Genomic DNA, 26,042 nt, shown 5'->3' with positions numbered 1-26,042 from the left:
CCAGAATGCAGGCTCCACGCTGTTCTGGCAAACCCGGCGCGGCCTTGATAAAGGGTGGGGATGACCGTCCCCGACCGCCAGATCCGCCTGCCTGCGCTGCCGAGCCTCGTGCTCGCGCCGCGCGCCGCGATCTGGCTTGGCCCGGACGGCGAGCTGGAGGAGATCGGCCACGATGAGGCTGCCCGCCGTCTGCGCGCCGGTCCCTGCCTCGTCGCCCATGCCCGGTCGATTGCCCGGCGGCTGCGTCTCGACGGCTTCGAGGCGGTGGATGTGCTTGAGCTCTTCGCCTTTGTGCGTCCTGCCGCCTTCTGCCTGCCGACCCCGCGCGGGCTCGCACAGGCGCTGCTGCTGGCGCTGCCCGAGGACCATGAGGACGAGGCGCTGGTGCTGCGAGACGCGGCGGCGGCCCTACTGGGCGAACTCTCCGAGCGGAGCCGCGATCCGAGCGCCCGGCCGATCGCCGAGACCATGCGCAATTGCGGCTGGGCCTGGGGTGAGACCGTGCTCTATGCGCTCGGCGCGAGCGAGTTGCCGCCGCCGGGCGCGGTGCGGCCGAGCGGGCTGCAGGTTTGGCGCCGCCTCGAGGAATGGTCGGAACACGCGCCGGAGCCTCCGGCGGGCAACAAGCCGGTGACGGAGGAGGAGGCGCGGGGACGTCTGAAGGACCTGCTCGGCGGCGATGCCGAGGCGCGGCCGAGCCAGGCGGACTATGCCTCCGCCGCCGCATTCGCCTTCGCCCCGCGCGACGAGGAGCGGCGCCCGAACGTGGTGCTGGCCGAGGCAGGCACAGGCGTCGGCAAGACCCTCGGCTACATCGCGCCGGCGAGCGTCTGGGCGGAAAAGAACGAGGGCGCGGTCTGGGTCTCGACCTATACCCGAAACCTGCAGCACCAGATCGACGGCGAGCTTGACCGGCTCTATCCCGACCCGGTCAGGAAGGCGCTGAAGGCGGTGGTGCGCAAGGGGCGGGAGAACTACCTCTGCCTGCTCAATCTGGAAGAGGCGGTGAACACGCTGCCGACCATGCCGCAATACGGCACCGCGCTCGGCCTGATGGCGCGTTGGGCCGAGGCGACGCGGGACGGGGACGTGCAGGGCGGAGACTTTCCGGCCTGGCTTGCCGACCTGCTCGGGCGCGGGCGCACGGTCGGGCTCGCGGACCGGCGCGGCGAGTGCATCTATTCAGCCTGCCCGCATTATTCCAAATGCTACATCGAGAAATCGATCCGACGTGCGCGAAGGGCCGAGATCGTCGTCGCCAACCATGCGCTGGTGATGATCCAGGCTGCCCTCGGCGGGATCGACGACGGCGCGCTGCCGACCCGCTATGTGTTCGACGAGGGGCATCATGTGTTTGACGCGGCGGACAGCGCCTTCTCCGCCCATCTGACGGCGATCGAGACGGTGGAGCTGCGGCGCTGGCTGATCGGTGCCGAGGGGCGGCGCTCGGGGCGCGCCCGGGGGCTCAAGAAACGGGTCGAGGATCTGATCGCCGATGACGAGGAGGCGCTGGAGGCGCTCGAGGCCGCGCTCCATGCCGCCCGCGTGTTGCCGGGCGAGGGCTGGATGACCCGGATCGCGGAAGGCGAGACGCGTGGCGAGACGGAGCGTTTCCTCGCATTGGTCCGCGCCCAGGTCTATGCCCGCACCGACCATCCGGACAGTCCCTATTCGATGCAGACCGAGACCCATCCGCCGGTCGAGGGACTGCTGGAGGCCGCCGAGGCGCTGGACGCGGCGCTGGCCCGCATCCTGACACCGATCAAGCAGCTGAAGAAACGGCTGGAGGACCGGCTCGACGCGGATGCGGACGAGCTGGAAAGCGCGATCCGGCTCCGTATCGAGGCCGTCGCACGTTCCCTGCAAAGACGCGGCGAGATGACCCTCGGTGCCTGGCGCGACATGCTGAAGGCGCTGGCGCACGACACGCCGGAGGCTTTCACCGACTGGTTCGAGATCGAGCGCAGCGACGGGCGGGACATGGATATCGGCCTGCACCGGCACTGGATCGATCCGGGCCGGCCCTTCGCCGAGACGGTGGTGAAGCAGGCGCAGGGTGTGCTGATGACGTCGGCTACCTTGCGTGACGGCACGGGCGAGGAGTTCCGCGACTGGCAGGCGGCGGAGGAGCGGACGGGGGCGGTCTGGCTCGAAGCGCCGGCGGTGCGTGCGGCCGTCGCCTCGCCTTTCGACTATCCGGCACAGACGAAGGTCTTCATCGTCAACGATGTGCGCAAGGACGACATGGCGCAGGTCGCGGCGGCCTATCGGGAGCTGTTTCTTGCCTCCGGCGGCGGCGCGCTCGGCCTCTTCACCGCGATCCAGCGGCTGCGCGAGGTGCACCGTCGGATCGGCGGGGATATCGACGAGGCCGACCTGCCGCTCTACGCCCAGCATGTCGACGGGCTCGATCTCACCACCCTGATCGATATTTTCCGGGCCGAGGAGAACGCCTGTCTGCTCGGCACCGACGCGGTGCGCGACGGGGTGGACGTGCCAGGCAACTCGCTCCGCCTCATCGTCTTCGACCGCGTGCCCTGGCCGCGTCCGGACATCCTTTACAAGGCGAGGCGCTCGGCCTTCGGCGGAGGCACCTATACCGACATGCTGACGCGGCTGAAGCTGAAGCAGGCCTTCGGACGGCTGGTACGCCGGGCGGACGACCGCGGCGTCTTCGTGCTGCTCGACCCTATGATGCCGTCGCGCCTGCTCGGGGCCTTTCCGGAAGGGGTTGAGGTTCGCCGCTGCGGGCTCGCGGAAGCGGTCGCCGAGACCCGTGGCTTTTTCGGGACGGCACCCGTTCCGGCGGAGCCGATTGACGCGGACGAGGTGCCGTTTTAACGGGTTGGATACGGAAAAAGACCGTCATCCCGGCGCAGGCCGGGACCCAGGGGAAGACGGAAACGACTCTACGATCCCTGGGCCCCGGCCTTCGCCGGGGTGACGAACCAAGAAACGTGGAGGAAAGTGTGGCGGAACCGGTAGATGCAGTAGTGGTCGGAGCGGGCGTCGTGGGCCTCGCGGCGGCGCGGGCGCTGGCGATGGCCGGGCGCGACGTCATCGTGCTGGAGCAGCACGACCTGATCGGCTCCGAGACCAGTTCGCGCCATTCCGAGGTCATCCATGCGGGGATCTACTATCCGCCGGGCAGCCTGAAGGCCGAGGTCTGCGTCCGCGGCAAGCATATGCTCTACGAGTTCGTCGAGAGCCACGGCGTGCCCTACAAGAAGATGGGAAAGCTGATCGTCGCCACCTCCGAGGACCAGATCCCGGCCCTGCAGCAGATCAAGGAGCGCGCCGAGCAGAACGGCGTCCACGATCTCGAATTCCTCTCCCACAACGAGGTGACCGCGCGCGAGCCTGAGCTGCGCTGCGTCACCGCCCTCTGGTCGCCTTCGACCGGGGTGATCGACAGCCATGCCTACATGCTCGCCCTGCAGGGCGACCTGGAAGAGCACGGCGGCATGATCGCCTTCATGGCGCCGCTCGAGGGCGGCAAGGTGACGGAGGACGGCATCGAGCTGCATGTCGGCGGACTGCACGGCCTCACGATGAAGGCGAAGACGGTGGTGGTCGCCGGCGGGCTGCACAGCCAGACCGTCATGCGCCATCTCGAGGGCTTCCCGCCGGCACTGATCCCGCCGCAGCATTTCTGCAAGGGGAACTACTACCAGCTCACCGGCTGCTCGGCGCCGTTCAGCAGTCTGATCTACCCGGCGCCGGAAGCGGCCGGACTCGGCGTGCACCTGACGCTCGATCTCGGCGGTCAGGCACGTTTCGGCCCGGACGTGGAGTGGATCGACGAGATCGACTACGACGTCGACCCGCGCCGCTCCGACAGCTTCTACGACGCCGTGCGCAAATACTGGCCGGGCCTGCCCGACGACAGCCTGACACCCGCCTATGCCGGCATCCGCCCGAAGATCCAGGCGCCGGGCGAGGCGGCCGCCGACTACATGATCCAGGGCCCGGACGAGCATGGCGTGGCGGGACTGGTCAATCTCTACGGTATCGAGTCCCCGGGTCTCACCTCTTCGCTGGCGATCGCGGAGAAAGTGATGGAGAAACTCGGGTAGAAACCGTCAGGCGGCGTCCGCCTTTGCCCATTCGGGGAACGGGTCCGGGAGCGTCTGAAGAGACAGGAGGTCCCCGCACTCCTCCTCCGGCACCAGACACGCGTCGAGCTGCTCCTTCAACATCGGCCAGTCGATCCCGGCGCCGATGAAGACGATCTCCTGCCGCCGGTCGCCAAAGGGCTCGGCCCAATTGTCCCGGACATAGCCCCTAAACTGCGGATGGTCCGGCCAGCGCTCCTTCGGTACCGCGGCCCACCAGGTGCCGAGCGGGCTGGTGCTGGAGAGCGCGCCGGCAAGCGAGAACTCGGCCACCCATTCCGGCCGGGTCGCGATCCAGAAATGCCCCTTGGCGCGGATCACGCCGGGCAGCGGGCCGTTCAGCAATTCATGGATCTCGGACGGGTCGAACGGCCGCCGCGCCCGGTAGACGAAGGAGCCGATACCGTATTCCTCGGTTTCCGGCACGTGCTCGCCGAAGCCGTAGAGCTCCTTCAGCCAGAGCGGATGCTCGTGCGCTTTCTCGAAATCGAAGCGGCCGGTATCGAGGATCTCGTCCGTCTCCACCTCGGCGAAGTCGGTCTCGATGATTTTCGCGTCGCCGTTCAGGCTGCGCACGATCTGCCGCGCGGCGCGGAGGGCCTCCGGCCCGGCATCGCTCGCCTTGTTGATGACGACGAGGTCGGCGAATTCGATCTGGTCGGTCAGAAGGTGGACGAGCGTACGGTCGTCCTCCTCGCCGAGGGTCTCGCCCCTATCGGCGAGCGCGTCGTGGCTGGCGAAATCCCGCGGCAGGTTAACCGCGTCGACCACGGTCACCATGCTGTCGAGCCGGGCGAGATCGGAAAGGCTTTGCCCGTGTTCGTCGCGAAACTCGAAGGTTGCCGCGACGGGCAGCGGTTCGGCGATTCCGGTGGACTCGATCAGCAGGTAATCGAACCGGCCTTCCTCGCAGAGCCGGCGCACTTCGACCAGGAGATCGTCGCGCAGGGTGCAGCAGATGCAGCCGTTCGACATCTCCACCAGGGTCTCGTCGGTATGGCTGAGCTCGCCGCCGCCCGCGCGCACCAGGTCGGCATCGATATTCACTTCCGACATGTCGTTGACGATGACGGCGACACGGCGGCCCTCGCGGTTGTTGAGGATGCGGTTCAGCAGTGTGGTCTTGCCGGCGCCGAGGAAACCGGAAAGCACGGTCACGGGAAGGCGGGTATCGGCCACGGGTCTCTCCATTATGTAATGTTATAATATAACATATATTGGGATGGCGTCGGTTCCGCAACCCGGGGATCTTCGCTTTGTGAAATCGCCTTCCACCCGCGTTTACAGCCATTCCGGCCAGCCCTAGTCTTTCCCAAAAAGACATATGGGAGGACGTCCGATGAACCTGATGGCGGATGGCGCCGTCACGGCGGCGCTGGAGGACTGGCTCGCCGGTTTCAACGCGGCGCTCGCGGCCGGCAATGTCGAAAAGCTCGCGACGCTCTTCGAAGCGGAGAGCTAGTGGCGCGACGTGCTGATCCTCTCCGGACGGCAGAGGACGGTCTCCGGCGGCCCCGCGATCGGCGAACGCCTGGCCGCGGAAGCGGGTTTGGAGGGGCTCGGCCCGCTTTCCGTCGCCGAGGGGCACGAGCCGCCGCGCATCGTCGAGCGGGCGGGCGAGTCCGTGATCGAGGCGATCCTCTCTTTCGAAACGGAAAAAGGCGTCGGGCTCGGCCTCGTGCGTCTCAGGTATCCGGCGGACATGCCGCGCGCCTGGACCCTGGCGACCACGCTGGAGGACCTGAAGGGCTACGAGGAGGCGCGGATCTTCGAGGAAAAGGACGACCCCGCCTTCAATCCGAAATTCCACGGTCCCAACTGGGCGGACAAGCGCGCGGCCGAGCGCGCCTATGCGGACCGCGATCCCGAGGTGCTCATCGTCGGTGGCGGCCATGCCGGGCTGACGGCGGCGGCCCGGCTCGCCCGGCTCGACGTGGACACGCTGGTGGTCGACCGGATGAAGCGGGTCGGGGATAACTGGCGCCTGCGCTATCACGGGCTGCGGCTGCACAATTACATCCACAGCAACCACTTGCCCTACATGCGCTTTCCCGAGGGCTGGCCGACCTACATCCCGAAGGACCGCATCGCCAACTGGCTCGAATCCTATGTCGATGCGATGGACATCAATTTCTGGACCGAAACCAGCTTCGAGGGTGCGGAATGGGAGGAGGCGGCCGGCTGCTGGACCGCTCGCCTGACCCTCGCCGACGGTTCCGAGCGCACCATGCGGCCGCGCCATATCGTCATGGCGACCAGCGTCAGCGGCGCGCCGAACGTGCCGAAGATCCCGACCCTCGACCGCTTCAAGGGCCCGGTCCTGCATTCGAGCCAATTCACCGCCGGCAAGGACTGGAAGGGAAAACGCGTCTACATCTTCGGCACCGGCACCAGCGCGCACGACATCGCGCAGGATCTCGAAGGCAACGACGCCGAGGTCACCATCATCCAGCGCAGCCCGACCCTGATCGTGAATATCGAGCCGAGCGCGCAGCTCTATGACAGGATCTACTGGGGCGAGGGGCCGAGCCGCGAGGACCGCGACCTGATCAATCTCGCGACGCCCTTCCCGGTGGTCCGCATCGCCCACAAGATCATCACCGACAAGGTGAGGGAGATCGACAAGCCGCTGCTCGACGGGCTGGAGAAGGTCGGCTTCCGGCTCGATTTCGGCGAGGGCGGCACGGGGTGGCCTCTCAAATATCGTACTCGGGGAGGAGGCTACTATTTCAATGTCGGCGCCTCCGACCTGATGGCGGCGGGCCGGATCGGCCTGATCCAGTATGCCGATATCGAGCGGTTCGAGGCCGGGGGCCTGCGCATGGCGGATGGCGGACTCAGAGAGGCCGACCTGATCGTGCTCGCCACCGGCTACAAGGGCCAGGACCACATGACCCGCGTGCTGTTCGGCGACGCGGTCGCGGACCGGGTCGGCAAGGTCTGGGACATTGACCCGGAGATCCAGGAACTGAACAACATGTGGACCCCGACGCCGCAGCCCGGCCTCTGGTACACCGGCGGCAGCTTCGCGCAGGGGCGGATCTATTCGAAATATCTCGCGCGGGCGATCAAGGCGGAGCTGGCTGGTCTCGCGCCGCAACGGTCCGGTTAGCGAAGCCGCGGCTGTTTTTTCACATTTGAATTGATTTTGATCAGTAAATAATCGTTCAAAAACAACTGTATAAATCAATCCTGCCATTGATCTGGATCAAGGCCCCTGGCGATGCTGCGGCGCACTTTCCGCCGCAGCAATTCTGCAATAAGAGGACAGATCAATGACTCTCCCGGGGAAATGGATGGCGCTGGCCGCCGCCGTCGCCGTGTTTGGTTCGCTCGTCGCCGCCGGCGGCCCGGCGCTCGCCCAGTCCGAGGAATTCAAGCCGAAGCAGGCGGGCGATTTCCTGATCCGCGCACGCGGCATCGCCATGCTGCCGGACGAGTCCACCTCGTCCAACGACCTGACAGTCGGCAAGGGCGAGCTGAACGACGATTACGTGCCGGAAGTCGATTTCTCGTATTTCATCACGGACAATATCGCGCTCGAACTGATCGCGGCGACGACCAAGCACGATCTGAACTGGAAGAGCCCCGATGTCGATCTCGGCTCCGTCCGCCTGCTGCCGCCGACCCTGACGCTGCAATACCACTTCCTGCCGAAGGAGCGTTTCAGCCCCTATCTCGGCGCCGGCATCAACTACACGTTCTTCTATGACGAGAAGCCGGGCTCGGCGCAGTCGATCTCCTACGACGACGGCTTCGGCTACGCGCTCCAGGCCGGCTTCGACTACGCCATCTCCGGCCCGTGGTCGCTCAACGTCGATGTGAAGAAGATCTTCCTCGACACCACGATTACGACCAATCTCGGAGGCGGCCCGATCAATGTCGACGCGGATCTCGACCCGTGGGTCTTCGGCATCGGCATCGGCTACCGCTTCTGATCCGATCCGTATGCATCAATGAAAAAGGCCCTGTCCGATAGGACGGGGCCTTTTCTATGGGGTGATTGCTGACCGGATCAGGCCGCGAGGTCTTCGCCCGCGAGCGCCTTCTCGATCAGCGCCACGGTTTCATCCCGTCCGTAAAGCGCGATGAAGCTGCCGAAGCGCGGGCCCTGGTCCTGGCCGAGCAGGACCTGGTAGAGGCCCTTGAACCAGTCGCGCAGGTTCTCGAACTCGTGCCGTTTGCCGACCTCGTAAACCTGGGTCTGGATGGTTTCGGCGTCCGCGTCGGCCGGCAATGCTTTCAGCTCGGAAACGAGGTCCTGGAAGGCGGCGCGTTCGAGATCTGAGGGCGCGCGGTACTGCTTCGCCGGGCGGGCGAAGTCCTGATAGTAGTTCACCGCGTAGCCCGCCAACTTGTCGAGCGTCGGATGGCTCTCCGGCGTCGCGCCCGGCGCATAGCGCTCGATGAAGCCCCAGAGCACCGACTTGTCCTCGGCATGGCAGACGCTGGCGAGGTTCAGCAGCAGGCCGAAGCTGAGCGGCACCCGCTCGGCATTGCCGCGGCCCTTGCCCTGCGTGATGTGCCAGGCCGGGTTCTCAACCCTCTTCGCGTCGTCGCTCTCCTCGGCGAGCTTGTCGAGGAACTGGAAATACTCGTCCGTGTTCTTCGGAATGACGTCGAAATAGAGCCTTTTCGCGCGTTTCGGCTGCTGGAACATGAAGAGCGAGAGACTCTCCGGCGAGCCGTAGCGCAGCCATTCCTCGACCGAGAGGCCGTTGCCCTTGGACTTGGAGATCTTCTCGCCGTTCTCGTCCAGGAAGAGCTCGTAATTGAAGCCTTCCGGCGGCCGGGAGCCGAGCGTCCGGCAGATCTTCGAGCTTTGCTTGACGCTGTCGATCAGGTCCTTGCCGGACATCTCGTAGTCGACGCCGAGCGCGTGCCAGCGCATCGCCCAGTCGCATTTCCATTGCAGCTTGCAATGCCCGCCGGTGACCGGCACCTCGACCTTGGTGCCGCTCTCCGGATCCTCGTAGACCACGGTTCCGGCATCGGTGTTGCGCTCGACGATCAGTACCTGGAGGACGTTGCCACTGGTCGGACATACCGGCAGGAACGGCGAGTAGGTCGCCTGCCGCTCGGCCCCGAGGGTGGGCAGCATGATGGCCATGATCTCTTCATAGCGCTGCAGGGTCTCCAGCAGCGCCTTGTCGAACATGCCGCTCTTGTAGCACTCGGTCGAGGACATGAATTCGTATTCGAAACCGAAGCTGTCGAGGAAGGATTGCAGCCGCGCGTTGTTATGTGCGCCGAAGCTCTCATGCGTGCCGAACGGGTCCGGCACCTGGGTCAGCGGCTTGTTGAGATACTGGGCCAGCATCTCCTGGTTCGGCAGGTTGGTCGGCACCTTGCGGAAACCGTCCATATCGTCCGAAAAGGCGATCAGCTTGGTCGGCACGTCCGGCACGAGCTGCTCGAAGGCGCGGCGCACCATGGTGGTGCGGAACACTTCCCCGAAAGTACCGATATGCGGCAGGCCGGAGGGGCCGTAGCCGGTCTCCAGAATCACGTGACCTTTCTCCGGTTTCTCGCCCCCGAGCCGCGCGACGATTTTCCGCGCTTCCTCGAACGGCCAGGCGCGGGCGTTCTCGGCGATCTCGACGGGGATCAGGGAGGTCATGGATCTTGTCCTTCGGTTACGATTTGTGCGGCGGAAGCTAGGGCGCGGCGGGGCGGAGGTCAACGATCCCGCGCTGTGCTCGGCGGGCCCGCGCGCGTGGCCCGCTAATTTTCTTTCCGGAAAACGCCGATGCAAGCAATCTTTGACTTGAGAAGGCCGGAGCGCAGAAAAACTGGGAGGCGCGCCCTTGATCGATCCGAGCGAATTCTCCGTTTGGTTTCCGGAAACCGATGAAAAGCGGCCGGATCACGAAGGCTCGGTCTCCTTTCTCGACTATTGTCTCAAGGTGAAAACGCCAGGCGAGCCGGCCGCGCGGGACGATTTTTCGATCGAGAAACTGCGTGACTGGGTCGGGAATATCATGATCCTCGAACTCGATCCGGACCGGGAGGACTTCCGCTACCGCCTGTACGGCAGCGAGATCGCGAGCCGCACCGGTTTCGACATGACCGGCAAATGGGTCTCGGATCTCGGGGAGGATGTCGGTCCGTTCCTGCGCTCGCAGTATCTGGAGGCGGTGGAGAGGTCATCGATACTGCTCTGCCGCAATCCCTACGTTCATTCCCGTGCGCCCTGCGACTGGGAGCGTGTCATCTGTCCCGTCGCGGCCGGGGACAGGAAGCAGGTGGTCGTCTCCAATCGAATGGTCGAGCTGACCGGCACGTTGCGGGAGTTGCGGCTGGCGGCAAACGGGACCGAGGACCGCTAGGACCAGACCGTCCGGGCCGCTTGCAACCAGCGGCATTTTTCCAGCCGTGCGCCGGTCCCGCCGAGAAAGCGGTCGATACACCTCATTTAATTATGTATAGATGCGCGCCTTCGCGGCCGGTTGCCGCGGTACGCATTCTTCTGATCCTGGAATAATGAAATGACGCAGGGCCTCTGGCGCTCCGCCCTTGTGCTCGGACTGCTGTCTCTGGTGGCGCCGTTCGCAATCGACATGTATCTGCCGGCCATGCCCGAGATCGCGGCCGATTTCGGTGTCGGCGAGGCGGAGATACAGGCAACGATCACCGCCTATTTCATCGCCTTCGGCGTGGCGCAGATGATCTATGGGCCCTGGGCCGATCAGGCCGGGCGCAAGATCCCGACGCTCGTCGGACTTGCGGTATTCCTGCTCGGGTCGGCGGGAGCGGCGCTCTCCGGGTCGTCGCTGGAGCTGGTTGCCTGGCGCTTCGTGCAGGGACTCGGAGGCGCGGCCCTTATGGTTCTGCCGAGGGCGATCATCCGAGATCTCTATACCGGCGCCGCGGCGACCAAGCTGATGGCGCTGATCATGCTGGTCATTTCCGTTTCGCCGATGCTTGCGCCGCTCGCGGGCAGCATCGTCGTGGCCGCGGCGGGCTGGCGCGCGATCTTCTGGATCATTTCCGCCGCAACCGTCCTCAGTCTTGCCATCACCATGCTCGGCCTTCCCGAGACGCTGCGACGGGACATGCGCGTGCCGCTCGACCTGCGCGTGCTGGCGCGCGGAGTTCGCGAACTGCTCCAGGACCGGAACTTCCTCGCCTACACCTTCATCGGCGCGTTCGGCATTTCGGCTTTCTTCGTCTTCATCGCCTCCGCCGCCTTCGTCTATCGCGGCCAGTACGGTCTCGGCCCGACGGAGTTCGCCCTGGCTTTCGCCGTCAATGCGATCGGCTTCATCGGCGCCTCGCAGGTCGCCGGACTGCTGGCGGAACGTTTTCCGCTGGGCCGCGTGATCCGCGGCGGCACCGGGATCTTCGCCGCCTCCGCGCTGTCGCTTCTTGCCGTCACGCTCGCGACTGAGGCGCCGCTGTACCTGGTTGCCGCCCTGATGCTGTTTGCTTTCGCCGGGTTCGGCCTGGTCTATCCGACCACGCTTGTCATGGCACTTGACGAGCATGGCTGCAATGCCGGGCTCGCATCCTCTTTCGGCGGGACCCTTCAGATGTTCACCGGAGGGCTTATGATCGTGCTCACCGGCCCGGTCTTTGACGGCACCGTGGTTCCGATGGCCGCCGTCATCGCAGCTTGTGCGACGATTTCCTTTCTGCTCACGCTCGCGGTTCGCGTCCGGTACTGACCCTCGGCCTGTATGTCAGAGATCGCTTGATTCTCCCGTCCCCGCTCTGTATAAACCCGCCTCCCCACGCGTATGCGCGGGGCAGCGCCGCGTCATGGCTTGTAGGGCATGCCTGGCCGGCAGAGAGAAACCGCCAAAAACGGAGATCGAAATGCCCAAGATGAAGACCAAGAGCGGCGCCAAGAAGCGGTTCCGGCTCACCGGCAGCGGCAAGGTGCGCGGCAACGTTGCCTACAAGCGCCACCAGCTGTCCAGCAAGACCCAGAAGATGAAGCGCAAGGCCCGGGGGACGATGATCCTCTCCGACGCCGATGCACGCATCGTCAAACAGTTCCTTCCGTACGCTTAAGAGAGGGCAGCAGAGATGGCACGTGTAAAACGGGGCGTCACGGCTCACGCCCGCCACAAGAAGGTTACGGACAAGACCAAAGGCTATTACGGCCGACGGAAGAATGTCTTCCGCGTCGCCGTGCAGGCGATGGAGAAGGCGGCTCAGTACGCCTACCGCGACCGCCGGGTCCGCAAGCGCGATTTCCGCGCGCTCTGGATCCAGCGCATCAACGCCGGTGTCCGCGCTCATGGCCTGACCTATTCCAAGTTCATGAACGGTCTGAAGAAGGCTGGCATCGAGCTCGACCGCAAGGTGCTCTCGGATCTCGCGATCCACGAGCCGGCGGCGTTTAAAAGCCTGGTCGATCAAGCCCAGGCCGCGCTCGGAAAAGCCGACTAATACGGGGCATGCCGGACCTTCCGGCCCGCCTATCGGTAAAAGAGTTGAAAAGGGGTCTGGCCTTAGCCGGGCCCCTTTTGCTTTAAGGAACCCGCGCCGGATCGGAGCAGTCTCCCAAGCGAGGTGAAAAGAGGATCATGCAGGACGTCGAAACACTGAGAGCGGAACTCGCCGGAGCCGTTGAGGCGGCGGGCGATCTCGCGCAGCTTGAGGAGCTTCGGGTCAGCGCGCTCGGCAAGAAGGGCCGCATCACCGGGCTGATGAAACAGCTCGGCGGGCTGGATCCCGAGCAGCGCAAGGAAACCGGCCAGGCGCTGAACCGCCTGAAGGACGAGATCCAGGGCGCGATCGAGGCCCGCAAGACCGCCTTCGAGGATGCCGAGCTGAACGCGCGGCTGGCTGCCGAGCGGATCGACGTCTCGCTGCCGCCGCGTCCGGAAGAGGCGGGGCGCGTGCATCCGCTGACCCAGACCACCGAGGAACTGGTCGCGATCTTCGCCGAGATGGGTTTCTCCGTCGCGGAAGGTCCGCATATCGAGAGCGACTACTACAACTTCACCGCGCTCAACATCCCGCCGGAGCATCCGGCGAGGCAGGAGCACGACACCTTCTATCTGCCGCCGGACGAGAGCGGGACGCCGCGCGTGCTGCGCACCCATACCTCGCCGGTGCAGATCCGCACCATGGAGAGCAAGACCCCGCCGATCCGCGTGATCTGCCCGGGCCGCACCTTCCGCTCCGACCATGACGCGACGCACTCGCCGATGTTCCATCAGGTCGAGGGGCTGGTGATCGACAAGGCGACCCATATGGGCCACCTGAAGGGCTGCCTGATCGATTTCTGCCGCGCCTTCTTCGGCGTCGACGATCTGCCGGTGCGCTTCCGCCCGTCCTATTTCCCCTTCACCGAGCCCTCGGCCGAGGTCGATATCGGCTGCACCCGCAAGGGCGGCGAGTTCAAGATCGGCGCCGGCGACGACTGGCTGGAGATCCTCGGCTGCGGCATGGTGCATCCGAAAGTCCTGCAATATTGCGGCATCGACCCGGACGAGTATCAGGGCTTCGCCTTCGGTATGGGGATCGAGCGCATCGCCATGCTGAAATACGGCATTCCGGACCTGCGTCCCTTCTATGACAGCGATATGCGCTGGCTGAAGCATTACGGCTTCATGCCTTTCGATGTCCCGTCTCTGGCCGGAGGCCTCAACCGATGAAATTCACGCTGTCCTGGCTGAAAGAGCATCTCGAGACCGAGGCCAGCCTCGAGGAGATCTGCGACGCCCTGCCGATGCTCGGCCTCGAGGTCGAGGAACTGATCAATCCGGCGGAGAAGCTGAAGCCCTTCACCATCGCCCATGTGGTCGAGGCGGTGCAGCACCCGAACGCCGACCGGCTGCGTGTCTGCAAGGTCGATACCGGCAAGGAGATTATCCAGGTGGTCTGCGGCGCGCCGAACGCGCGCACCGGCATGAAAGGCGTTTTCGCCCCCTCCGGCAGCCATATCCCGGGCACCGGCGTCGACCTGAAGCCGGGCGTCATCCGCGGCGAGGAGAGCAACGGCATGCTCTGCTCCGAACGCGAGATGGGGCTCTCCGAGGATCATGACGGCATCATCGACCTGCCGGAGGACGCGCCGGTCGGGGCCTCCTTCGCGGACTATGCCGGGCTGGACGATCCGGTGATCGACATCGCCATCACCCCGGACCGGGCGGACTGCCTCGGTGTCCGCGGCATCGCCCGCGATCTCGCCGCGGCCGGTCTCGGCAAGCTGAAGCCGCTGGATATCCCGGAGGTCAAAGGCACGTTCGAGAGCCCGATCAAGTGGGACGTCGACGTGCCGGAGCCGTCGCTGGTCCCCTACGTGGTCGGCCGCTACTTCAAGGGCGTGAAGAACGGCCCCAGCCCGAAATGGATGCAGGACCGGCTGACCGCTGTGGGCCTCCGCCCGATCTCCGGTCTCGTCGACATCACCAACTACATGATGATGGATGTCGGCCGCCCGCTGCATGCCTATGACGCGGACAAGGTCTCCGGCGGCGCGATCCGTATCCGTCTCGCCAAGGAAGGCGAGAGCTACGAGGCGCTGAACGAGAAGACCTATACCTTCGAGGACGGCATGCTGGTACTTGGAGACGAGCACGGCATCGACGACATGGCCGGGATCATGGGCGGCGAGCGCACCGGTTGCACCGACGAGACGGTGAACATGTATCTCGAGGTCGCGATCTTCGACCCGATCTCGGTCGCCATGACCGGGCGCAAGCTCAATGTGCTGAGCGATGCCCGCTACCGCTTCGAGCGCGGCCTCGATCCGACCGGCCCGACCTGGGGCGTGCATCTCGCCTCGAAGCTGGTGCAGGAGATCTGCGGCGGCGAGATGAGCGAGCTGGTCGTCCACGGCCAGGAGGAGGACTGGAAGCGCACCATCACGCTGCGTCATTCCCGCATCCGCTCGCTCGGTGGCATCGACGTTCCGGAAGAGAAGGCGATGCGGATCCTGACCGATCTCGGCTTCGAGGTTTCCGGCAGCGGCGAGGCGCTCAGCGCCGTGGTGCCGCCGTGGCGCCGCGACGTCGAGGGCGAGGCCTGTCTCGTCGAGGAGGTCCTGCGGATAAACGGCTATGACGAGATCCCGGTGGTTTCCATGGAGACCGGCCATGTGGTGCCGGAGCCGGCGCTCTCCAAGGAGCAGATCCGCGAGGGCCGCGCGAAGCGCGTGCTGTCCGCCCGCGGCATGCTGGAGGCGGTGACCTTCTCCTTCCTCTCGCGCGGCGAGGCCGAACTCTTCGGCGGCGGCGCGGCGGAGCTGACGCTGGTCAACCCGATCTCCAGCGAGCTCGACGTGATGCGTCCGTCGATTCTGCCGAACCTGCTCGCTTCCGCGGCACGGAACGCGAACATGGGCGCGAGCGACGCGGCCATGTTCGAGGTCGGGCCGCAATATGCGGATGCGACCCCGAAAGGCCAGTCCAAGGTGATCGCGGGCATCCGCGTCGGGCGCACCGGTCCGAAGGACTGGGCGGGTTCCACGCGTGCCGTCGACGTCTTCGACGCCAAGGCCGATGTGGTGTCACTGCTGGAGGCGCTCGATGCTCCGGCGGGCAACCTGCAGGTCTCGACTGATGCCCCTGCCTGGTACCATCCGGGCCGCTCCGGCGCGCTCCGTCTCGGTCCGAACGTGCTGGCCTGGTTTGGCGAGCTGCATCCGAAGGTGCTGAAGGAGATGGACGTGAGGGGGCCGGCGGTGGCCTTCGAGATCTTCCTCGAGAAGGTGCCGACGCCCAAGTCGAAGGGCTCGGCCAAGAGCTTCCTGAAGCTCTCTCCCTTCCAGCCGCTGACCCGCGACTTCGCGTTCGTGGTGGAAAAGGACATTCCGGCTGAGAAGCTGGTCCGCGCCGCGGCCGGGGCCGACAAGGCCCTGATCTCCGGCGTGCGTCTTTTCGACGAGTATCAGGGCAAGGGCCTTGGCGAGAGCGAGAAGTCGCTCGCCATCCAGGTGACCCTGCAGCCGGTCGATGCGACCTTGACGGACGAGCAGATCGAGACCGTCGGCCAGAAGATCGTCGCCCAGGTTGAGAAAGCGACTGGCGGCCGGATCCGCGGATAAGTCCGATTTGCTGCTGGGGCAGAAAAAATTGGCCGGAACGGGAAATCCGTTCCGGCTCGCACTTACCTGTCCAGACTACGGGGCATGTCCGGTGTCGTCCGTAGCCCGTATCCGAATATCATCGAGTGCCTGCCATGCCATATACGATCGCTTTCGTTGTCGCCGCCGTTCTGCTGCGTCTTGGAAGCCTTGCTATCTCGGTCCGGAACGAACGGGGACTGCTGCTGAGCGGAGCGGTCGAGCATGGCGCCGTAACGACGAAGGTTCTGGCGCTCGCCCATGCGGCGTTCTATGCCGCCGCAATAACGGAAGCCATCTTGCAGCCTGCTCCGGCTTCCTGGATCACATGGACCGGGCTTACCGTATACGCCCTCTCCATGTGTGCGCTTTTCTGGGTGATCCGGACGCTCGGCAGGGTGTGGACGGTGAAGCTCTACATCGCGGAGGATCACCATCTGGAAACCAACTGGCTTTTCAGACGGGTGAGGCATCCGAATTACTATCTGAACATCGTTCCCGAACTGATCGGGTTCGCGCTGACGCTTCAGGCGTTCACGACCCTTTCGGTCGGCCTTCCCGTCTATGCCGTCATCCTCTTCCTGCGCATCCGGCAGGAAGAGCAGGTCATGCGGGAGCGTTTCCCGGAATACTGACCCAGCCCATCCACCCTGCGTGGGCCGGGCCTGCGCCGTCTGTTGTGCTTTTCAGGCCACGGCCGCTGACTCAAGCATCGAGCCGCCGGGTTTCGCCCGTGTCGGACCCTTGGCCCGCACCCCTCCCGAGAAGAGGGCGGTCTCAAGCATCATCTCGCATTTGCGCCGGAAATCCTCAGGAGCCTTGTAGCGGATCGCGCCGGCCAGCTTGACGCGAGCTTCGCGTATCTTCATCGCGCGCCGCTCGACCTCGTCTTCAAGACCGGCCTCGATCGCCGCTCGTGCCGCCACGGAGGTCGCTTTCATGAAGGCTTCCAGCATCAGTGCGTCGATGGCCGCATTGGCTTCGTCGGTATAATTCTCGGGTAATTTCGCGCTGCGGATCGCGTCCTTCAGGCTCTTCGCCGAGGCCTCGCAGCTCTCGACCTGGCCGCATGCCGCGCGCTTCTTGATCTGGGATATTGCGCCGTTGACCGCGGGCGCTAGCGTATGGATTCGGCGGATTGCCGCATCGTCTTCGACCGTTCTGGTCTCATTAAGTCCGAACATCTGCATCCCTCCAACTTTCTGTTGATGGTGCATGGTTAATGATGGGTAAATATTATATCAATTTTTACATAAAGGCGAGAAAAATATTCGGATATCCGCTTCTGCTGACGTCAACGATACTAAACTAGGTCTGGTGCGGTTGTCGGAACGTGCTGCCGATTGCCAATGCGCCTTATGATTCTGCAATAGCGCTGTGCTCCATAAGCGCTGTCTCGCTTGCTCGACCGTCTTTCTCACCACCGGCGTTTTCCATGGCGGCGTCAAGCGGTTTGGCTTTGGTTGGCCCCTTAGCTTTGACGCCGCCGGTAAGCAAAGCGGTTTCAAGCATCCGCTCGCATTTGAGCTGGAATTCCCTCGGTGCCTTATGTTTCATCGCGCCACGCAGATTCTCGCGAGCCAGTTTGATGCAGGCCGCCCGGCTTTCGGGGTCGTCTTGCATCGCGGCCTCCATTGCCGCCTTTGAGGCAAGATCGGTTGCTTTCATGAAGGCGTGCTGCATAAGCGCATTGATCGCGTTCCGGCTCTCGTTGCAGAAGGCTCGAGGAAGCCTCGGGTTTTTCAATGCCACGAGTAGATGGTCCGTCGCCTCTTTGCATTTGGCCGTAGACCCGGCATCGGCAAGCTTCTTGAGTCGATAGATCGCACTCTCGATCGTGATTTGGATCTCTACGATCTGGCGGCGTTCGGATTCCTCCACAGTATTGTTATTATCAACCATTTCTTTCCTTTATGTAATCATAGGAAAACATCACTTATTTTTAGAATATTGTATCACGTTTGGAGAAAAAAATCCAAAAAACCAGCAGAACGTAAGTAAAAATATATCATTCTGAGGGGTATTTTGGGGGAAATATTAAATTAAATTTACGGTGTGTCGATGAAGTGGGGGCGTATTATTGATATGGAAGAATTCATTGTGGCGAGAAAAATGTCCGGACTCAGATGAGTCCTCAGATCGGAAACATGGAATGGGCAGGTGCCGCTGTATTAAACGCCGACTGGTTTTTCGTAGTCGTGCAGTGGCTTGACCCCGCGCTTTTTGTCTTTGGCCGGTTGCTTGGCTTTGTTTGGCGTCGGAGGCGCGGTATCGACCGGTTTGGCCTTGTTCTCCACTTTAGGGGCCGTATCAAGCGGTTTCGCCTTGGTCGGCCCCTTGGCTTTCACACCGCCGGACATCATGGCGACTTCCAGCATGCGTTCGCACTGCTGCTTGAAATCCTGTGGCGCCTTGTACTTCATCGCACCCGACAGTTTCTCACGTGCTTCCTTGATTTTCGCCGTGCGCTTTTCGAGATCGTCCGATTTGCCGGCATCGATCGCCTCTTTGGAGGCAAGCGCGGTGGCCTTCATGAAGGCGTGCAGAAGCAGCCGGTCTACGCCGTCGCGTGCCTGCTTTGCGTATTCCTTCGGCAGCTTCGGATTCTTAAGCGCCTCGTTCAGGCGCTTCGCGCCAGCCTCGCAGCGGTCCGTAAGCCCTGCTTCAGCTTGCTTCTTCATCTGCAGCAACGCACTCTCGATCGAGACCTTCATTGCCTCGATACGGCGTTGCTCAGCTTCCTCCTCGGCGGTCTTTTCTTTGCCGAACCCGAACATCGGCAGCTCCTTGCCTGAAATGATGACGGAGTCGCATTTCTATTTCACAATTATGATAGTGGATTTATGAAAAATGGCTATAGAAAAGCGAAATAAGTATTTGAGTGTTTTGGGTAATTTTAAATCGCATTTGAGTAATTGTTTTGCGATTTGAAAATAATGTGCGGTTAATTTTCAACTTTCTCGAAATTGTCGGCCTGCGCGGGAAAATGTGCATCAAGGTGCCGGTCCAAACGAAATTCACCTGTCATCCGGAGGCTGCGGATAGCAGTTCGCCGGCCGCGGCGGCAAAGACCCGGGCGCCGGCCACGATGTCCTCGTCCGTGCTGTGCTCCGACCAATGATGTGAGACGCCGCTAATGCTGGGAATAAAGAGCATGCCCGTCGGAAGGTGACGCGAAAGCACGCGCGCATCGTGTCCGGCGCCGCTCGGCATCATGGTGTGCTTGCCCGGATTGAGCCGCTCCGCAGCTTCTGTGAAGGCGGCTTGCACCGTCGGATCCATATGCGCCGGAGAGGCATGTCCGATCACCTCGTGACGGACATTGCATGGTCCGGTCGCGTTTTCTTCGGCGATCAGTTCCAGCAAGCACTCATGCAGGCGCTGCATGATCGCCTCATCGGCGTCCCGGTACTGGAACATGATCTCCGCACGTCCGGGAACGATCGCCCGGGCACCCGGCTCGAGTGTGATGCGGCCGGTGGTCCAGACAGTGCGCTCGCCCGCCACCTTAGGGAAGTCGCGTTCGATCGCCTGCAACAGGCGGGTGGCGGCGACCCCTGCGTCGCGCCGGATCGACATTCGTGTCGTCCCGGCATGGTTCTGCGTGCCGTCGATGACGATCCGGTCCTGCCAGGTGCCGACGATGGATGTCACTATCCCGATGGTCAGATCGTTAGCCTCCAGCCAGTCGCCCTGTTCGATATGGGCCTCGAGAAAAGCGAGGTATCGCTCACGAGGCATTTGCAGGCGTGGCTTGCCGGCAAGGCCGGCTTTGGCGAGAGCTTCCCGCAGCGGCATTTCCGTTGTCTGATCGCGGGCCGCATCGATGGTTTCCTCTGCGAGTTCGCCGACCCAGGAGCGGCTGCCGAACATGCTCTCGAAATGACCTTCCTCATCGGCGAAGGCGGCGACGTCGACGCCGCTGCCTGCATGGGCGGCGCTCTCCGAGACCGCGCGGGCTGTCTCCAGCGCGTAGATCATCCCGAGCGCGCCGTCGAGCCAGCCCGCATGGTTCTGGGTTTCCAGATGGGAGCCGGCGAGCAGGCACGGGCCGTCCGTCGGCGCCCGGCCGATCACGTTCGCGACCCCGTCGATTTCAGCCGAGTGGCCCATCGCTTTCAGCTTGTCCGCGAACCAGTAGCGGGCGGTCGTGTCGTCTTCCGAGAGTGTCGGCCGATGGACGCCGGTCTTGTAGGCGCCGATCTTGCGCAACTCGTAGAGATCGGCAAGCAGTCGCGGAGCGTTGATCTCGATCATCGCGGATCTCCCGAACGGGTCGGATCCCGGGGAAGGTGGCAATCGCACCTAACGCGCCGGCGATCCGGGTTGTACTCTCTGTCGCGGGTCCGCAGTTAAAGTTCCCGGGCGGGTCTGCGGCTGTTATGACGCGAGAAAGTCTGGCCGAGGTCGATGGGGCACTTCAATAGCTAACTCGCGTAGGATTGTCCGGCATCTGCCGTAACAGACCGTTCAGATCAGCCCCGGTGCTCACGCTCAACCGGCTCTTGGACGAATTTCATTCCGTCTTTCGTGCCGATCAGCCAGGGAAGTCAGGTGATGTCCTCCTCGCTCGCTTAAGCGGAGGTTTCGCAGGTACCGATTTTGATTTCTTTCGGCGCCTCGACGCGAGCCGGGACTGGTTACGGTGAGCTTTTTCACGCCTTTTGACGGGAGCCGATAGACGGTGTCCTGCCGGAGGGACGCCTATCCCCCTGATTCCGAGCCGACTTCCGATGCAATGCATCCTTGCGTATGCTCGCGGCCGTTTGGGATTGGGGGACAGAATGAAATTCTCGCGCGCCTGCGAGCGCTTCCTTGAGCATTGCCGCCTCGAGAAAGGCCTCAGCGACCACACCCTGCGGGCCTATCGGATCGATCTCGGCGAGTTCGGGAAGTCGCTACGCGAGGACCCGGATCTCTGTGAGATTTCGCCGGAGCGGTTGCAGGCCTTCCTCGCACATATGCGGGATGCCCGGGGATTGAAACCGGCGACGGCAAAGCGCAGATTTGCCGCGTTGAAGGTCCTGTTCGCCTATTTCGAGCGGTTGGAAGTCATCGAGGATAACCCCTTTCACCGTTTCCAGCTCGCGCTGCGCCTGGGACGGCGGTTACCGCGCAATCTTAGTAAGGGGGAACTCGGCGAGCTCACGGCCGGAATCATGGTGTCGGCAGCCGGGCGCGCTCAATCCGGAGAGGCCCATAAGCGGTCGACCGTCGACCTCGCCATCCGGCTCATTCTGGTCACCGGCATTCGGGTCGGGGAACTGTGCGCGATCCAAATTACAGATATCGATCTTGAGGACGCCTCAATCCGTATCCGCGGAAAGGGGAACCGCGAGCGCAGAGTGTTTTTGGTCGGCGAGGAGATCTGTGACGGCGTTGCCTCCTATCTCAGGGCGCGTGCAGCGCGGCCATTGGCCCGCGAACACACGGTTTTTCTTGTGAATGCCCGTGGCGGTCCGGCCGCGCCGGGCTATATCCGCACACTCCTGAAAGAGAAGGCCGCCGCGCTTGGGCTGCCGAGGCGGATCACCCCGCACATGCTCCGCCATACTGCGGCGACCGAGTATCTGGAGAAGGGTGTCGACATCCGATACGTGCAGCGGCTCTTGGGGCACGCGTCGATCGCGACGACGGAAATCTACGCGGCGGCCACGGACGAGGGATTGAGGAGGGCTTTGATGCGATAACTCAGAATTATCGAGGTAGTCGTGTTGAATGTTTCCGCCGTTATTCCGGCTCTCAACGAGGCGGCCACGATCAAGAGCGCTGTATCCAGTCTCCTCTCTGTTGGAAGTGTGAATGACGTGGTCGTTGCCGTAGACTGCGCCACAAGCGATGATACGGCTGACATAGCTAGATCTGCTGGCGCCAGGGTGGTCTTCTCCGCTGCACCCGGCCTCGGCAACACGTTCAGGGCCGGTATCAATGCCGCTCACAACGATGTCATCTTCAGAACAGATGGCGATATCGACCAAGTCCCAGCTAGATGGGTCGAGGATAGCGTCAAACGATACGAGGCCGGCGCTCGATTAGTAAAAACGTTCTGGGATCATTCTAGGAAACCTCGTTTATCGACACTGCTGATAGTGCTCCCCGCAATCAGGCGCTTTTTTCCGGACCTCGCGTTTCTCAAGCAACCGATCTCCGGAATTTATCTATTCAATCGGATGGATATTGCGACGGAAAGATTGAGAGACGACATGGGCGCTGACCTGGACCTCGTGTTCCAGATCCACCGCCGTGGTCTGGCAATCGACCAAGTCGAGATTGACCCAATCTTCGATCGTCAGAAGACCGTCTACCAGGTTGCGGTAACCGCTGAACAGGTGTTGAACACAATCCTCGACTATGCGGAGACACGTGCAAGGTTTGGTGACCTGCTCCTTGTTATGGCCCACGCCGACGATGCCGAAATCTGGAGTGGGGGTACCGTGCTCGTCCATGCGATGCATGGCTGTGCCGTCGATCTGGTCTTGCTGACGGGGAACGATATCCGACACCGTGAAGCTGAGTGTGCGTCTGCGCGTATTCCGAACCACACGCTTTGGCCATTGGAATACCGCTCCTTCAGTGACATTGACGTGGACGCCGCTTCCTCGAAGGTCTCGGAGCTGATCATCTCCCGGCGCCCAGGGACGCTTATTACCCATCACCCACAGGACATTCACCCCGAGCATCAGATGTGCGCCAACATCGTCCATCACGCAATTCTCAAGACGCCGCGGGAGTACTGCGATGTTAGGTTGCTTTATTGCGATACTTACAATTCTGTGCTGAGGACCGGTCAGTCATTTTCGCCAGACTATTTTGTCGACATCAGCAGTGTCGCGGATGAAAAGCGAGAACTGATTCGTATTTTCGAAAGTCAGAATCATGAGTACTACAATCAAATGACAGTCCATCAGGAGAAGTTGAACGGCTTCCGTGCCGGGGTGCATCGCGCCGAAGGATATGAAACGGCTCGCTTTCACAAGCTCAACCGCGCACCACAACGGGTTCTGCATTCCATCCGCAGCCTCTAAAAGCTTTGAGAATTGCGGTTAACCTCGTGGAAGGGCCTTGAGCAGGTCGCTCACAAGATGCTTGCCAACGACGAGCGTTTCCGAGGCGATGGACGAGGTCTCCGACATCGCCAACGCAGCGCCGCTGGTTCGTGCCAACTGTCTCATGTCATGCATCTTTGCGAGCTTCTGACGAAGCGACGCTTGGTATTGGATAACCAAGTCGCGGTGACGCTGCGCTTCTAAGGCGGGCTCCACGGTATTGAGCAAGCCCAGTAGCATTGCGCAAATGCTCTCTACATCCTCGACGGCCAGGACTTTGAACTCCAGGTCATCAAGTGTTGCGCCTACGACCCCGACCACGGTGGAGAGACTGGTTGCGTGTGCGTATCGCGACTGTTGCAACGGCGATAGGCTCTCAACATCGAGTATCGCAGTGACCTGCGTTACATCTGTGGCCTTGCCAGACCGGATCTGAAGTTCAAGGCGGTTAAGGCGGGCCTCAAACTCGTCCACCTTTGGAGAGGTCGGCTCTGTTCCTTCGACAGCCCGAGCGTATTGCTTGATCCGCTCGATGAACGCTTTACACAACTCAGACGATGCATCCGTCAGGATGCGTGTCAATACGGCCGTACCAATGGATTCTAGCATAAGCCTCTCCTCCTCCCACTGGTGTGCGATCGCGTTGTCCAGAAAACGTACCCAAGCATCCTGTATGCCATTCACTCCTGATCCGAACAGCGCGACAAACGTCATGCCTTCGTGAACAAACTGGACTGGAACTCCAAACTCCTCGTCCATCCGGACGTGATAGAATTTTGAGAGTGTCGGGTGCGTGCGGTTTAGAAATTCCGCGATGCCATCGCCGCTGTCCGACGCTCCGACCACCACATGGCGGAGAATCGCCGGGTCTGGGGCCACCGGTTGCCCAGAGGCGCTTGATACGGGACACATCAGTACTGGTGTGCGCATTGTGTCGATTACATATCTGGCGATGCGCGCGGCAGCCGAGAAATCAAACCGTGTGAAATGAATCGCAATGGCCTGATGCTTATATGCAGGTTGGCCGGGCAACCAGAATGGTTCCAAGAGTCCGGAAACCAAGAAGGACTTCAACGTTGGCACCGGAGCCGGAATGCCGCTCAATCGTCGCAGCCGCTCCAAATGCCGAATATCTTCGTCTACAGATGTAGCTCCGCCCGACCGGGCCGCGAGCAGGTCGTAGAAATGCAGAACTGACCATTCCGACGCAATAGTGCCGACGCCGCCGTCCGCGCCCACCAACTCCAGCTCCCCGATGACATTGCGATACACCTCGGCTGCGGCCTCTGGATCGTTCGAATGCCAAAGTGCGGCTCCTCGCCGAAAAGCGATACGCGCCGCCTCGACCGGCGACTTTGGCCGGTACGACGCCATGGGCTTCGATGCATTCCCATAAAGACGTGACCGAACTGGGGTCGAGGCCTGAAGTTTCCGCATAGAGACGAGACGATCGAAGACATAACCGACTTTATAAAGCGTGCGGGAGCTAGCAACGATCGCATCTGCCGTCATTTCAGATCGGTCGATCTGACTAAGGGATAGGTTGGCGGAGAGATCTTCAAATATTTTGAAGAGATGTGGGCTGAATGGAAAGTGTTCGTCGAGCATAAAGCGGCCAAGATAGTTCACCAGAGCTTGGACCTGATGCTCGTTTGTCTTGATCGCCTGGATCCTTGAATGAACATCGTTGGCGTAGGCGGCGACGGCATCGATCGTCCGATGATGATGCCTGAATACGCCGAAAACCAGTTCGGAGCACAAGATAAACGGAGCTGAATGCTCAGGGATTCTACTCAGTAGGTCTTGCAGATCACCGTTAGTCGATTGCAGAAGCATAGGACTATCATAGGATAGGATTCGCGATGCGTTCGCTCGGGCGATCGCATCTGACGCCTCGGCGTCGCCGCGTGGTAGCCAACGCGAACGGACCAGGTTTTCGGCTTGCTCGGTGAGATCTAGCGCGCCCGATTGCAGCACGCGCACGAGAGAAGGGTCACGAAAGTCCTCAAGATCGCGGTCGGTCGCATTGATGCTATCCGCGATGAATTGGAACACCCTTGCATGGGCGGGATGTGCCAAAAGATACATCGGTCGCACCAAGTCCCCGGACCGCAGTCCTATGCGCTCCAGAAGGCGAGCATCAGGCCCTGGGCCGGCGGATCTAGCAGCGTCTGAGACCTCAGGCTGAGACGGCACAATCCCGGTATCACTCAGCTGGAGAGGATATTGCGGATCGCAATTGACAACAAAGGTGTCAACCCTGTGCATCATGGGATAGTCGCCCAAATCCTGGAGCAACTTTACCACATCAGCGGTCTCAGCGTCGGCAATCCTGCCTCTGACGGGGGGCTCGACAACAAAGATAACATGCTTTCCCGCGACGAAGGGGAGAAGATTGCGCAGGGCCTTGGGCGGAGTTGGTTTCCAATCGACATCACCGGGAAGGTCTAGAAAGACTAGGCTTTCTTTGCAGTCATTGCCCTTAGACTGGTCGAACCATCCAGCGGCACGAACCAATGACGATCCGACAATCTGAAGGATCATGGCCATAGACATCAATGGCTTGAGCGACACCCAGATAACACACACGTCTTCTCCCGAGAGATTTGTGTAGACCTCTAAGCTGTCGCGAATGAAATTACTGACTAACTCCCTTGATCCGCCGCTGAAAACAAGACTATTTCGCTCGACTTTAAGATGACTTGCATGCTGAATGATTTTAGATAATATCTGACTATGGTTTGAAGTCTTGCGTTTGTCTTTCGGGTGATGGCCAATGAACGCAATCATATGATAATTCTGAGTTATCAGTTAAAAAATATTGGCGGAATCCAGATCGTGTTTGCGCAGTTTGTCTCT

At 62.2% G+C, this 26,042-nt stretch carries 21 protein-coding genes; 14 read left to right on the top strand and 7 right to left on the bottom strand.

Annotation, left to right across the window (positions count from 1 at the left end):
* The first annotated feature begins 60 nt into the window (after positions 1 to 60).
* A complete protein-coding gene (locus NUH88_RS06495; RefSeq protein ID WP_257770772.1) occupies positions 61 to 2,841 on the top strand; it encodes an ATP-dependent DNA helicase in 2,781 nt (926 codons plus the stop codon).
* A 128-nt stretch (positions 2,842 to 2,969) separates the two neighbouring features.
* Positions 2,970 to 4,076 (top strand): NAD(P)/FAD-dependent oxidoreductase, encoded by a 1,107-nt coding sequence (locus NUH88_RS06490; protein WP_257770771.1) that lies wholly within the window; start codon positions 2,970 to 2,972, stop codon positions 4,074 to 4,076.
* 6 nt (positions 4,077 to 4,082) lie between these two features.
* Here the strand turns inward: NUH88_RS06490 and NUH88_RS06485 are convergent, their stop codons facing one another.
* The gene (locus tag NUH88_RS06485; RefSeq protein ID WP_444329687.1) at positions 4,083 to 5,294 is read right to left on the bottom strand and encodes a GTP-binding protein; all 1,212 of its coding nucleotides are present in this window, start codon (positions 5,292 to 5,294) and stop codon (positions 4,083 to 4,085) included.
* 160 nt (positions 5,295 to 5,454) lie between these two features.
* Here NUH88_RS06485 and NUH88_RS06480 point away from each other — a divergent pair, with 160 nt between their 5' ends.
* From NUH88_RS06480 to NUH88_RS06470, 3 genes are all read left to right on the top strand, one after another.
* Positions 5,455 to 5,577, top strand: a complete 123-nt coding sequence (locus tag NUH88_RS06480) for a hypothetical protein (protein ID WP_257770769.1) — start codon at positions 5,455 to 5,457, stop codon at positions 5,575 to 5,577.
* A gap of 9 nt (positions 5,578 to 5,586) precedes the next feature.
* Positions 5,587 to 7,227 (top strand): flavin-containing monooxygenase, encoded by a 1,641-nt coding sequence (locus NUH88_RS06475; RefSeq protein ID WP_257770768.1) that lies wholly within the window; start codon positions 5,587 to 5,589, stop codon positions 7,225 to 7,227.
* A 163-nt stretch (positions 7,228 to 7,390) separates the two neighbouring features.
* Complete coding sequence (locus tag NUH88_RS06470; RefSeq protein ID WP_257770766.1) at positions 7,391 to 8,053, top strand: OmpW/AlkL family protein; 663 nt, start codon at positions 7,391 to 7,393, stop codon at positions 8,051 to 8,053.
* 77 nt (positions 8,054 to 8,130) lie between these two features.
* Here NUH88_RS06470 and NUH88_RS06465 read toward each other — a convergent pair whose 3' ends face one another.
* On the bottom strand, positions 8,131 to 9,735 hold the full coding sequence (locus NUH88_RS06465; protein WP_257770764.1) for a lysine--tRNA ligase: 1,605 nt from the start codon (positions 9,733 to 9,735) through the stop codon (positions 8,131 to 8,133).
* Between the two features lie 187 nt (positions 9,736 to 9,922).
* Between NUH88_RS06465 and NUH88_RS06460 the strand changes: the two genes are divergently transcribed.
* The 7 genes from NUH88_RS06460 (at position 9,923) to NUH88_RS06430 (ending at position 16,772) form a co-directional block, all read left to right on the top strand.
* Positions 9,923 to 10,444 (top strand): PAS domain-containing protein, encoded by a 522-nt coding sequence (locus tag NUH88_RS06460; protein WP_257770762.1) that lies wholly within the window; start codon positions 9,923 to 9,925, stop codon positions 10,442 to 10,444.
* A gap of 159 nt (positions 10,445 to 10,603) precedes the next feature.
* Positions 10,604 to 11,782, top strand: a complete 1,179-nt coding sequence (locus NUH88_RS06455) for a multidrug effflux MFS transporter (protein WP_257770760.1) — start codon at positions 10,604 to 10,606, stop codon at positions 11,780 to 11,782.
* Between the two features lie 151 nt (positions 11,783 to 11,933).
* Positions 11,934 to 12,131 carry a 50S ribosomal protein L35 gene (gene rpmI / locus NUH88_RS06450; protein WP_257770759.1) on the top strand — a complete coding sequence of 66 codons (198 nt, stop codon included), beginning with the start codon at positions 11,934 to 11,936 and terminating at the stop codon, positions 12,129 to 12,131.
* A 15-nt stretch (positions 12,132 to 12,146) separates the two neighbouring features.
* A complete protein-coding gene (rplT, locus tag NUH88_RS06445; protein WP_257770757.1) occupies positions 12,147 to 12,512 on the top strand; it encodes a 50S ribosomal protein L20 in 366 nt (121 codons plus the stop codon).
* A gap of 137 nt (positions 12,513 to 12,649) precedes the next feature.
* A complete protein-coding gene (gene pheS, locus NUH88_RS06440; protein ID WP_257770756.1) occupies positions 12,650 to 13,726 on the top strand; it encodes a phenylalanine--tRNA ligase subunit alpha in 1,077 nt (358 codons plus the stop codon).
* Complete coding sequence (gene pheT / locus NUH88_RS06435; RefSeq protein WP_257770755.1) at positions 13,723 to 16,119, top strand: phenylalanine--tRNA ligase subunit beta; 2,397 nt, start codon at positions 13,723 to 13,725, stop codon at positions 16,117 to 16,119. The genes pheS and pheT overlap by 4 nt, the downstream gene beginning before the upstream one ends.
* A 134-nt stretch (positions 16,120 to 16,253) precedes the next feature.
* Positions 16,254 to 16,772 carry an isoprenylcysteine carboxylmethyltransferase family protein gene (locus tag NUH88_RS06430; RefSeq protein WP_257770753.1) on the top strand — a complete coding sequence of 173 codons (519 nt, stop codon included), beginning with the start codon at positions 16,254 to 16,256 and terminating at the stop codon, positions 16,770 to 16,772.
* Positions 16,773 to 16,823: 51 nt separating this feature from the next.
* On the opposite strand, the gene NUH88_RS06425 is transcribed toward NUH88_RS06430, so the two are convergent.
* The 4 genes from NUH88_RS06425 to NUH88_RS06410 all read right to left on the bottom strand — a co-directional run bounded on the left by NUH88_RS06425 (position 16,824) and on the right by NUH88_RS06410 (position 20,394).
* Entirely contained in the window at positions 16,824 to 17,321 is a 498-nt protein-coding gene (locus NUH88_RS06425) for a hypothetical protein (protein ID WP_257770751.1), read from the bottom strand.
* A 172-nt stretch (positions 17,322 to 17,493) separates the two neighbouring features.
* Positions 17,494 to 18,039, bottom strand: a complete 546-nt coding sequence (locus NUH88_RS06420) for a hypothetical protein (protein WP_257770749.1) — start codon at positions 18,037 to 18,039, stop codon at positions 17,494 to 17,496.
* Positions 18,040 to 18,308: 269 nt separating this feature from the next.
* Positions 18,309 to 18,914: a hypothetical protein gene (locus NUH88_RS06415; protein ID WP_257770747.1), complete on the bottom strand. Its 606-nt coding sequence runs from the start codon at positions 18,912 to 18,914 to the stop codon at positions 18,309 to 18,311.
* A 247-nt stretch (positions 18,915 to 19,161) separates the two neighbouring features.
* The gene (locus NUH88_RS06410; RefSeq protein WP_257770745.1) at positions 19,162 to 20,394 is read right to left on the bottom strand and encodes a hydantoinase/carbamoylase family amidase; all 1,233 of its coding nucleotides are present in this window, start codon (positions 20,392 to 20,394) and stop codon (positions 19,162 to 19,164) included.
* 527 nt (positions 20,395 to 20,921) lie between these two features.
* Here NUH88_RS06410 and NUH88_RS06405 point away from each other — a divergent pair.
* Together NUH88_RS06405 and NUH88_RS06400 are read left to right on the top strand one after the other, a co-directional pair.
* On the top strand, positions 20,922 to 21,827 hold the full coding sequence (locus tag NUH88_RS06405; RefSeq protein ID WP_257770743.1) for a tyrosine-type recombinase/integrase: 906 nt from the start codon (positions 20,922 to 20,924) through the stop codon (positions 21,825 to 21,827).
* 21 nt (positions 21,828 to 21,848) lie between these two features.
* Positions 21,849 to 23,162, top strand: a complete 1,314-nt coding sequence (locus tag NUH88_RS06400; protein ID WP_257770741.1) for a glycosyltransferase — start codon at positions 21,849 to 21,851, stop codon at positions 23,160 to 23,162.
* Positions 23,163 to 23,180: 18 nt separating this feature from the next.
* Here the strand turns inward: NUH88_RS06400 and NUH88_RS06395 are convergent, their stop codons facing one another.
* Entirely contained in the window at positions 23,181 to 25,973 is a 2,793-nt protein-coding gene (locus tag NUH88_RS06395) for a hypothetical protein (protein WP_257770739.1), read from the bottom strand.
* Positions 25,974 to 26,042 lie beyond the last annotated feature (69 nt).

Origin of the sequence: Nisaea acidiphila (genome assembly GCF_024662015.1) — a bacterium.
GTDB classification, from domain to species: Bacteria; Pseudomonadota; Alphaproteobacteria; order Thalassobaculales; family Thalassobaculaceae; genus Nisaea; species Nisaea acidiphila.
This window is presented reverse-complemented; position numbering and strand designations above follow the sequence as displayed.

Bases quoted from the DNA above. Each gene is read 5' to 3' on its own strand.
- NUH88_RS06495 (WP_257770772.1), top strand. From the start codon at position 61: ATGACCGTCCCCGACCGCCAGATCCGCCTGCCTGCGCTGCCGAGCCTC.
- NUH88_RS06480 (WP_257770769.1), top strand. From the start codon at position 5,455: ATGAACCTGATGGCGGATGGCGCCGTCACGGCGGCGCTGGAGGACTGG.
- NUH88_RS06470 (WP_257770766.1), top strand. From the start codon at position 7,391: ATGACTCTCCCGGGGAAATGGATGGCGCTGGCCGCCGCCGTCGCCGTG.
- NUH88_RS06465 (WP_257770764.1), bottom strand. From the start codon at position 9,735: ATGACCTCCCTGATCCCCGTCGAGATCGCCGAGAACGCCCGCGCCTGG.
- NUH88_RS06455 (WP_257770760.1), top strand. From the start codon at position 10,604: ATGACGCAGGGCCTCTGGCGCTCCGCCCTTGTGCTCGGACTGCTGTCT.
- rpmI (WP_257770759.1), top strand. From the start codon at position 11,934: ATGCCCAAGATGAAGACCAAGAGCGGCGCCAAGAAGCGGTTCCGGCTC.
- rplT (WP_257770757.1), top strand. From the start codon at position 12,147: ATGGCACGTGTAAAACGGGGCGTCACGGCTCACGCCCGCCACAAGAAG.
- pheS (WP_257770756.1), top strand. From the start codon at position 12,650: ATGCAGGACGTCGAAACACTGAGAGCGGAACTCGCCGGAGCCGTTGAG.
- pheT (WP_257770755.1), top strand. From the start codon at position 13,723: ATGAAATTCACGCTGTCCTGGCTGAAAGAGCATCTCGAGACCGAGGCC.
- NUH88_RS06430 (WP_257770753.1), top strand. From the start codon at position 16,254: ATGCCATATACGATCGCTTTCGTTGTCGCCGCCGTTCTGCTGCGTCTT.
- NUH88_RS06425 (WP_257770751.1), bottom strand. From the start codon at position 17,321: ATGTTCGGACTTAATGAGACCAGAACGGTCGAAGACGATGCGGCAATC.
- NUH88_RS06420 (WP_257770749.1), bottom strand. From the start codon at position 18,039: ATGGTTGATAATAACAATACTGTGGAGGAATCCGAACGCCGCCAGATC.
- NUH88_RS06415 (WP_257770747.1), bottom strand. From the start codon at position 18,914: ATGTTCGGGTTCGGCAAAGAAAAGACCGCCGAGGAGGAAGCTGAGCAA.
- NUH88_RS06410 (WP_257770745.1), bottom strand. From the start codon at position 20,394: ATGATCGAGATCAACGCTCCGCGACTGCTTGCCGATCTCTACGAGTTG.
- NUH88_RS06405 (WP_257770743.1), top strand. From the start codon at position 20,922: ATGAAATTCTCGCGCGCCTGCGAGCGCTTCCTTGAGCATTGCCGCCTC.
- NUH88_RS06395 (WP_257770739.1), bottom strand. From the start codon at position 25,973: ATGATTGCGTTCATTGGCCATCACCCGAAAGACAAACGCAAGACTTCA.